Annotated in this window: 11 protein-coding genes; 6 read left to right on the top strand and 5 right to left on the bottom strand. The window is 65.1% G+C overall.

Features of this window, described 5'->3' with window-relative positions; translation table 11 throughout:
- From HP547_RS24415 to HP547_RS24395, 5 genes are all read right to left on the bottom strand, one after another.
- The coding region (locus HP547_RS24415) for an Hpt domain-containing protein (RefSeq protein WP_372242920.1) at positions 1 to 450 on the bottom strand (450 nt) is incomplete at its 3' end.
- A complete protein-coding gene (locus HP547_RS24410) occupies positions 447 to 2450 on the bottom strand; it encodes a methyl-accepting chemotaxis protein (RefSeq protein ID WP_372242921.1) in 2004 nt (667 codons plus the stop codon). The genes HP547_RS24410 and HP547_RS24415, both read right to left, overlap by 4 nt.
- Positions 2451 to 2518: 68 nt before the next feature.
- Complete coding sequence (locus HP547_RS24405) at positions 2519 to 3073, bottom strand: chemotaxis protein CheW (RefSeq protein WP_172232112.1); 555 nt, start codon at positions 3071 to 3073, stop codon at positions 2519 to 2521.
- Positions 3070 to 3435, bottom strand: a complete 366-nt coding sequence (gene pilH / locus HP547_RS24400; protein WP_172232115.1) for a twitching motility response regulator PilH — start codon at positions 3433 to 3435, stop codon at positions 3070 to 3072. The genes HP547_RS24405 and pilH overlap by 4 nt, the downstream gene beginning before the upstream one ends.
- A 48-nt stretch (positions 3436 to 3483) precedes the next feature.
- The gene (locus HP547_RS24395) at positions 3484 to 3885 is read right to left on the bottom strand and encodes a PleD family two-component system response regulator (protein ID WP_172232118.1); all 402 of its coding nucleotides are present in this window, start codon (positions 3883 to 3885) and stop codon (positions 3484 to 3486) included.
- A 242-nt stretch (positions 3886 to 4127) separates the two neighbouring features.
- On the opposite strand from HP547_RS24395, the gene gshB reads away from it, so the two are divergent.
- The 6 genes from gshB to HP547_RS24365 all read left to right on the top strand — a co-directional run.
- Positions 4128 to 5081 carry a glutathione synthase gene (gshB, locus tag HP547_RS24390; protein WP_172232121.1) on the top strand — a complete coding sequence of 318 codons (954 nt, stop codon included), beginning with the start codon at positions 4128 to 4130 and terminating at the stop codon, positions 5079 to 5081.
- A 91-nt stretch (positions 5082 to 5172) separates the two neighbouring features.
- Positions 5173 to 6078, top strand: a complete 906-nt coding sequence (locus HP547_RS24385; protein ID WP_172287915.1) for an energy transducer TonB — start codon at positions 5173 to 5175, stop codon at positions 6076 to 6078.
- A gap of 171 nt (positions 6079 to 6249) precedes the next feature.
- Complete coding sequence (locus HP547_RS24380) at positions 6250 to 6819, top strand: YqgE/AlgH family protein (RefSeq protein ID WP_172229793.1); 570 nt, start codon at positions 6250 to 6252, stop codon at positions 6817 to 6819.
- Positions 6819 to 7256 (top strand): Holliday junction resolvase RuvX, encoded by a 438-nt coding sequence (gene ruvX / locus HP547_RS24375; protein WP_172229796.1) that lies wholly within the window; start codon positions 6819 to 6821, stop codon positions 7254 to 7256. The genes HP547_RS24380 and ruvX overlap by 1 nt, the downstream gene beginning before the upstream one ends.
- Positions 7257 to 7306: 50 nt before the next feature.
- Positions 7307 to 7825: a bifunctional pyr operon transcriptional regulator/uracil phosphoribosyltransferase PyrR gene (pyrR, locus tag HP547_RS24370; protein ID WP_172229799.1), complete on the top strand. Its 519-nt coding sequence runs from the start codon at positions 7307 to 7309 to the stop codon at positions 7823 to 7825.
- Positions 7826 to 7837: 12 nt separating this feature from the next.
- On the top strand, positions 7838 to 8544 hold a 707-nt coding region (locus HP547_RS24365), incomplete at its 3' end, for an aspartate carbamoyltransferase catalytic subunit (RefSeq protein WP_172287912.1).

Genomic DNA, 8544 nt, shown 5'->3' with positions numbered 1-8544 from the left:
TTCGATGCCGCGGCAGGTGCGCAGCTGGTTGAGCAGCGGCAGCATGACCAGAGGCAGGTCATGGCGCGCACCGCGCAGGCGCTCAAGGTACGAAGGCAGTTGCTCCAGGCCGCGGAACAACGCGCCCAGGCAGTCACCACGCGGGCTGACCTGGCCGTCGGCCAGGGCCTTGGCGAACAGTTCAAGTTCCTCGGCCAGCCGCGTTGCGCCGCGCAATTCGAGCATGCGCAGGCAGCCGTGTACCTGATGCAGGTTGTCGACCACGAAGGCGAGCATCGACAGGTCGCCCGGCTCGCCGGCAAAGCGCTCCAGCGCCTGACGCGCCTGGCCCAGGCAATCGAGGATGGCGGCCTTGGTCCAGGCCAGCGCCACGGTGTCGTGGCGCTCGGGGCTTACACTGGCCAACGCAATGGGCATTGCCGGGCGCGGCGTTTCGGTCGAGCTCTTCATTTGGGCTCTGCAGGTGGCGGCAGGGTGAAACCGGACACCGAACGGCGCATCTCGCTGGCCATGCGGGCCAGGTGGCGGATGCTGTCGGCAGTGGCGCCGGAGCCGGCGGAGGTTTGTGCGGTAATCTGCTGGATCACCGCCATGGTGTGGGAAATCTGCCCAGCCGAGGAGGTCTGCAACTGGGCGGCGTCGGAAATGCTGTGGATAAGGTCGGCGAGGTTCTGCGATACCCCCTCGATCTCGGCCAGCGCCACCCCGGCATCCTGGGCCAGGCGAGCGCCACGGACCACTTCGGCGGTGGTCTGCTCCATGGATATCACCGCCTCGTTGGTATCAGCCTGGATGGTGCGCACCAGCGCCTCGATCTGCCGGGTGGCCGACGACGAGCGTTCGGCCAGGCGCTGCACCTCGTCGGCGACCACGGCAAAGCCACGGCCGGCCTCACCGGCCAGCGAGGCCTGGATCGCAGCGTTAAGGGCAAGGATGTTGGTCTGGTCGGCAATGTCGTCGATCAGGCTGACGATATCGCCGATTTCCTGTGAAGACTCGCCCAGGCGCTTGATCCGCTTGGCGGTGTCCTGAATCTGTTCGCGAATGTTGTCCATGCCGTTGATGGTGTTGTGCACCACCTCGTTGCCCTTGTTGGCGATGGCCACCGAGCGCTCGGCTACCTTGGCCGATTCATAGGCATGCGCCGAAACCCGGTCGATCGATTCGACCATGTCGCCGACCGCCTCGGACGCCTCGCTGATCTGCGCGGCCTGGTGCTCGGAGGCCTTGGCCAGCTGGCGTGCGGTGTTCTGCGTGTCCTGCACGGCGGCGGCGACCTGCACGGCGCTGTGGTTGATGGTTGCAACCAGGTCGCGCAGCTGGTCCACGGAGTAGTTGATCGAGTCGGCGATGGCCCCGGTAAAGTCCTCGGTCACCGATACGGTCACGGTCAGGTCGCCATCGGCCAGTTCTTCGATTTCGTCGAGCAGGCGCATGATCGCCTGCTGGTTGCGTTCGTTCTTTTCCGCCGTCTCGCGCAGCTGGCGGTTGGTGGTGCGCACCATCACCAGGCCGATCAGGATGATCGATGCCAACGCCAGCAGGCCCAGCGCGTAGCCGCCAACGGTGTCGAGGGTGCGGCCGCCGGCCAGGTTCTCGAAACCGTTGGCCAGGTGCGAAGCCTCGTCGAGCAGGGTCTGCGACAAGCTGAATATATTCCCCGCCGCCTCGCGCACGCGGAACAGTTCTGGCGAGGTTTCAAGGATTTCGTCCACGGAGCCTGCGACGAACTGGAACAGCTCGGCAATTTCGGCCAGCCGCGCACGCGCGTCTGCGTCCTCCACGCGGGTCACCTGGATTGCCGCGTTGCCGCTGAGCATCCCTTCCAGTACCTGGCCAAAGCGCCCGGCATCGCGGCCAAAGGCGTCGGCCGCCTGGGCCGCGCTGTCGTCGCCCGCCAGCACGGTGTTGACCGAGCCCAGGATGCGCTCGGCCAACAACAGCTGGCGCTGGGCGACGGCTACCTGGTTGGCCGGGGCGCCGCTTTGCAGCAGGATCTCGACCACTTTTTCGTACTCCACCTGCAACTGCGGCACGGTCTCGGCCAGGGTTGCCGCCACCTGGTGCAGCGACAGCACGGTCTGTTCGCTGGCCAGGATGGTGTCGGTGTTCTTGCGCAGGTTTTCCCAGTCGCGGCGCACCGCTTCCATTTCGTCACGCACCGTAGGCGGCGCGGGCGGCAGGCCGGTGGACTTGTCACCTTGGCGCAGGTAGCCCCAACGCCGCTCGAAATCGTTACGCGCATCCGACAGCAGCTTGAAGGCCAGGGCCTTGCCAGTGGCGGCCTCGGTGGCGTTCTTGGCGATGCGCTGCGACAGCACGCGCAATTCGCCGGCATGGCCGATGTACTGCTTGTCGTAGTTGGACTGGGTGTTCAGGTAGGCGAAGTTGGCGAACAGCAGCATGATCGACAGGATCAGGATCAGGAACAGCACGGTGATCTGCGCGATGCTGCGGGTACGTGGGCTGACGGTGGTCGCAGTGACGGGGGTTGCAGGCTTGTTCACGTTCGCAGGTCCTATAACGCCACATCGAGAAAACCCGGCGCCTGGGCCAGGGCGAAGGGGCTGAAGATCGCCCAGTTGCGTTCCCGGGGGAAATGCCCCTGCACGAAGCGTGCAGCAGCACGGATCAACGGCTGGGGTGGCGACAGTTGCAGGCTGTCCAGGGCGAAGTGCTGAAGGCCCAGCACCTCGTCTACCAGCAAGCCGACGAACAGGTCTTCGTGGTCCAGCACCAGCACCCGTCGCTGCTTGCCGGGAGCGACGTGGCCCAGGCCGAAAAAGCTGCTCAGGTCCATCACCGGCAGCAGCCGGCCGCGCAGGTTGGCGACCCCGCACACCCACGGCTGCACGCCGGGGACGCGGCTGCTGCGTGGCTCGCGCAGCACCTCGGCCACTTCGCCCATGGGCGCGACGAACCACTGCCCGGCAATGCGAAAGCCGATACCACTCCACTGCTGCAGGCGGTTGTCCTGCGGCGGCTGGTCGGCAACCAGCAGGCGACAGCGGCGGTCGATGTCCAGCAGCAACTCGAACGCGGTCAGCGACGCGCCATGCGGGCGGGTGGTCAAGCCCCCAGCACTTCTTGGAGCTTGGCTATCAGGTCGTCTTCTTCCACCGGCTTGGTCACGAAACCGCGGGCGCCCTGACGCTTGGCCCAGATGCGATCGGTTTCCTGGTCCTTGGTGGTAACGACCAATACGGGAATGTTGCTGGTCTCCGGGTCCTTGCTTAGTTGCCGGGTCGCCTGGAAGCCGTTGAGCACGGGCATGACGATATCCATCAGCACCGCGTCCGGCTTCTCCTGGCGCGCCAGGGCCACACCATCGGCGCCGTTGCTGGCCTTGAGCACCTGATGACCGTGCTTTTCAAGCCATTCGGCCAGTTTGTACATCTCTGTCGGCGAGTCGTCGACAATCAGAACTCGGGCCATGCTGTTTCCCCATCAGGAAAGAAAAGACCGTGCCATGGCGGGGCGCGGTCAGGGTGCGGGTTGTTGAGGTGCGGCAAAACCGGGCACGTGAGCGCGAATCGCCTCGAGCAGCTCTTCCTTGCTGAACGGCTTGGTCAAAAACTGATCAGAGCCGACCACCCGGCCACGGGCCTTGTCGAACAGGCCGTCGCGGGACGACAGCAGGATCACCGGAGTGTCCTTGAAAACGCTGTTGTGCTTGATGACCGCGCAGGTCTGGTAACCGTCCAGGCGCGGCATCAACACATCGACGAAAATGATGCTTGGCCGGTGGTCGACGATCTTGGCCAGGGCATCGAAGCCATCGCTGGCGGTGATCACCTCGCAGCCCGCTTCACCGAGCAACATCTGCGCGGTGCGGCGGATCGTGCGTGAATCGTCGATCACCATCACCTTCAGGGGTTGTTCCATAGACGCCTACCAGTGGGAATTTAGCTGCAAGTGGCAAGCGGCAAGCTTCAGGAGAAGGCCAATCGGCGGGTGACTGCTGTTCTCTTGAGGCTTGTAGCCAAAGGCTTGCAGCTGCATTTTTAGCACACTCCGGGTGCCCGTTCCATCTGCGGCGCCCCTTGACCAGCGGCGTTCGCGGCGCCACCCTGAGCCACTTTTCTTTCGAACCATCGCGGCCACCCGCCGCCAAGAGGAACCACCCCATGAGCGTTCGCCTCGGCATTGTCATGGACCCCATCGCGTCCATCTCCTACAAGAAGGACAGTTCGCTGGCCATGCTGCTGGCCGCCCAGGCGCGCGGCTGGAGCCTGTTCTACATGGAGCAGCGCGACCTGTACCAGGGCGAAGGCAAGGCCCGCGCGCGCATGCGCCCATTGAAAGTGTTCGCCGACCCGGCACGCTGGTTCGAGCTGGGCGAGGAGCAGGACAGCACCCTGGCCGAGCTGGATGTGATCCTGATGCGCAAGGACCCGCCCTTCGACATGGAGTTCGTCTACAGCACCTACCTGCTGGAGCAGGCCGAGAAAGACGGCGTACTGGTGGTCAACCGACCGCAAAGCCTGCGTGACTGCAACGAAAAGCTGTTTGCCACGCTGTTCCCGCAGTGCACCCCGCCTACCCTGGTCAGCCGTCGCCCGGACATCATCCGCGCGTTCGCCGAGCAGCATGGCGATGTGATCCTCAAACCACTGGACGGCATGGGCGGCACCTCGATCTTCCGCCACCGGGCGGGCGACCCCAACCTGTCGGTCATCCTCGAAACCCTGACCGCACTGGGTGCCCAGCAGATCATGGCCCAGGCCTACCTGCCGGCGATCAAGGACGGCGACAAACGTATCCTGATGATCGACGGCGAGCCGGTCGACTACTGCCTGGCGCGCATCCCGGCCAGTGGCGAAACCCGTGGCAACCTGGCTGCCGGTGGCCGTGGCGAAGCGCGCCCGCTCAGCGAGCGTGACCGCTGGATCGCCGCCCAGGTGGGCCCCACCCTGCGTGAAAAGGGCCTGCTGTTCGTGGGCCTGGATGTGATCGGCGACTACCTCACCGAGATCAACGTCACCAGCCCGACCTGCATTCGCGAAATCGACAACGCGTTCAACACCGACATTGGCGGCAAGTTGATGGACGCCATTGATCGACAGCTGCAGGCGCGCTGACCGGCAACGCGCGGCGCACTCCCAGAGTGGGGTATGATGCGGGTCCTGATGACCTGACCCGCAGCCCCGCCCTGCGGTTGCTGGATACCCGATGACGCTGCCCGCTGACATCCCTGCCGACCTGCTGCCGCCCCGAGTTCGCCCGGTGGACCGGCTTGGCTTTACCCTGTTCCTGGCTGCACTGGTGCACCTGGCGCTGATCCTTGGTGTCGGTTTCACCGTGGTCAAGCCGGCAGAAATCCGCCACACCATGGACATCACCCTGGCCACCTTCAAGAGCGAAAAACCGCCCGAGAAGGCCGATTTCCAGGCGCAGGACAACCAGCAGGGCAGCGGTACCCTGGACAAGAAGGCAGTGCCCAAGACCACCGAGCTGGCGCCGTTCCAGGACAGCAAGATCAACAAGATCACCCCGCCGCCTGCGGCCAGGCCCGAGGTAGTACCGCCGCCTGCGCCGCAAAAATCGGCGGTGGTGACCACGGCACCCAAGCCGCACAAGGTCGAGCCCAAGCCCAAGGAAAGCAAGGCACAGCCCAAGCCGGCCGCGCCAGCGCCAGACTTCGACAGTTCGCAGCTGTCCAGCCAGATCGCCAGCCTGGAAGCAGAGCTGTCGAACGAGCAGCAGCTTTACGCCAAACGCCCCCGCATCCACCGCCTGAATGCGGCGTCGACCATGCGCGACAAGGGTGCCTGGTACAAGGAAGAGTGGCGCAAGAAGGTTGAGCGGGTGGGCAACCTGAACTACCCCGACGAAGCTCGCCGGCAGCAGATCTACGGCAACTTGCGCATGATGGTGTCGATCAACCGCGATGGCTCGCTGTACGAGGTGCTGGTGCTGGAGTCGTCCGGCCAGGCGGTACTGGACCAGGCGGCGCAGCGCATCGTTAGGCTGGCGGCGCCGTTTGCACCGTTTACCGGCGACCTGGCCGAATTCGACCGGCTGGAAATCATCCGCACCTGGCGGTTTGCCCGTGGCGACCGTTTGTCCAGTAACTGATCCAAGGCCTGCACATCCCCCTGTGGGAGCGGCTTTAGCCGCGAATGCGCCAGATCAGGCAATGATGTCGCCTGGTCGGACGCCTTCGCGGCTAAAGCCGCTCCCACAGTGATCGCGCAAGCCTCGTTGCGCACCTTGTCAGCCTCGTAACTGGGCGCCACACTATCCCCCATGAAAACCCTCACGCCGAGCTACCTCAAGCATCAGTTCCTGATCGCCATGCCGCACATGGCCGACCCGAACTTCGCCCAGACCCTCACGTACATCGTCGAGCACAACGCCAATGGCGCCATGGGCCTGGTGGTCAATCGGCCGCAGGAACTGAGCCTGGCGGACATCCTCGAGCAGCTGCGCCCGGACGAAGCGCCCCCGGCCAGCACCTTGCAGGTGCCGATCTACCAGGGCGGCCCGGTACAGACCGACCGTGGCTTCGTGCTGCACAGCGACGAGTGCAGTTTCCAGGCCACCGTGGCACTGGAAGGGCTGTCGCTGAGCACATCGCAAGACATATTGCTGGCCATCGCCGCCGGGGTAGGCCCGAAACAGAGCCTGATCACCCTCGGCTATGCGGGTTGGGAAGCGGGCCAACTGGAGGCCGAGCTGGCCGACAACGCCTGGCTGAACTGCCCGTTCGACCCTGAAATCATCTTCGGCGTAGCCAGCGACCTGCGCCTGGAGGCCGCGGCCGCCAGCCTGGGCATCAACCTGCACCTGCTGACCAGCCAGGCGGGCCACGCCTGATGGCCCAGCTACCTCAAGAGCTGCGCCTGCTGCTGGGTTTTGACTACGGCAGCAAGCAGATCGGCGTGGCCGTGGGCCAGGTAATCACCGGCCAGGCGCGCGAGCTGTGCACCCTGAAGGCACAGAACGGGGTACCGGACTGGGCCCAGGTGGAAAAGCTGATTACCGAATGGAAGCCCGACGCCATTGTCGTCGGCCTGCCGCTGAACATGGACGGCACGCCCAGCGAAATGAGCGCCCGCGCCGAAAAGTTCGCCCGCCGCCTGAATGGCCGTTTCAACCTCCCCGTGCACACCCACGATGAACGCCTGACCACCTTCGAGGCCAAGGGCGAGCGCATGGCCCGTGGCGGCCAGCGCGGCAGCTACCGCGACAACCCGGTCGATGCCATCGCCGCCGCCTTGTTGCTGCAAGGCTGGCTGGAGGCCAATACCTGATCATCTTTGCCGCCGGGCCCCACCCGGCGCCCCCCTCCGAGGAGCCCGCAATGAGCCTACCCAATCCCGCCGACCTGGTTCGGCAGATGGCTGTCGACCTTCGTGCCCACCTGGCCCGCCGCAATATCAGCGAGCCGCGCTACATCGGCATCCGCACCGGCGGCGTCTGGGTTGCCCAGGCCCTGCAGGAAGCCATGGGCGACACCAGTGCCATGGGTACCCTGGACGTTTCGTTCTACCGCGACGACTTCAGCCAGAACGGCCTGCACCCACAGGTGCGCCCTTCCGAGCTGCCGTTCGAGGTCGAAGGCCAGCACCTGGTGCTGGTGGATGACGTGCTGATGAGCGGCCGCACCGTTCGCGCCGCGCTCAACGAACTGTTCGATTATGGCCGCCCGGCCAGCGTCACCCTGGTCTGCCTGCTGGACCTGGATGCCGGCGAACTGCCAATTCGCCCGAATGTGCTCGGTGCCACCCTGTCGCTGGCTGCCCATGAACGGGTAAAATTGACCGGACCCGCACCGCTCGCCCTCGAGCGCCAGGACCTCGCCTCCGCTTCCGCCCTTTAAGAGTCCCCCGCGATGACGCCAATCGACGCCAAGCGCCCGCTGCAGCTCAATGATCAGGGCCAGCTGCGCCACTTCCTCTCGCTTGACGGTTTGCCCCGCGAACTGCTCACCGAGATCCTCGACACTGCCGATTCCTTCCTGGAAGTTGGCGCCCGGGCCGTGAAGAAAGTCCCGCTGCTGCGCGGCAAGACCGTGTGCAACGTGTTCTTCGAGAACTCCACCCGTACCCGTACCACCTTCGAACTGGCGGCCCAGCGCCTGTCGGCCGACGTGATCAGCCTGAACGTGTCGACTTCCTCGACCAGCAAGGGCGAAACGCTGTTCGACACCCTGCGCAACCTCGAAGCCATGGCCGCCGACATGTTCGTCGTGCGCCACTCGGATTCCGGCGCTGCGCACTTCATCGCCGAGCACGTATGCCCGGACGTGGCCGTGATCAACGGCGGGGACGGCCGTCATGCGCACCCGACCCAGGGCATGCTCGACATGCTCACCATCCGCCGCCACAAGGGCAGCTTCGAGAACCTCTCGGTAGCCATCGTCGGCGACATCCTGCACTCGCGCGTGGCCCGTTCCGACATGCTGGCGCTGAAGGCGCTGGGCTGCCCGGACATCCGCGTGATCGGCCCGAAAACCCTGATCCCGATCGGGATCGAGCAGTACGGCGTGAAGGTTTACACCGACCTTGCCGAAGGCCTGAAGGACGTCGACGTGGTGAT

Origin of the sequence: Pseudomonas sp. CM27 (genome assembly GCF_013179515.1) — a bacterium.
Classification (GTDB): Bacteria; Pseudomonadota; Gammaproteobacteria; order Pseudomonadales; family Pseudomonadaceae; genus Aquipseudomonas.
The sequence above is the reverse complement of the archived record's forward strand: the minus strand, read 5'-3'. Positions and strand labels throughout refer to the sequence as shown.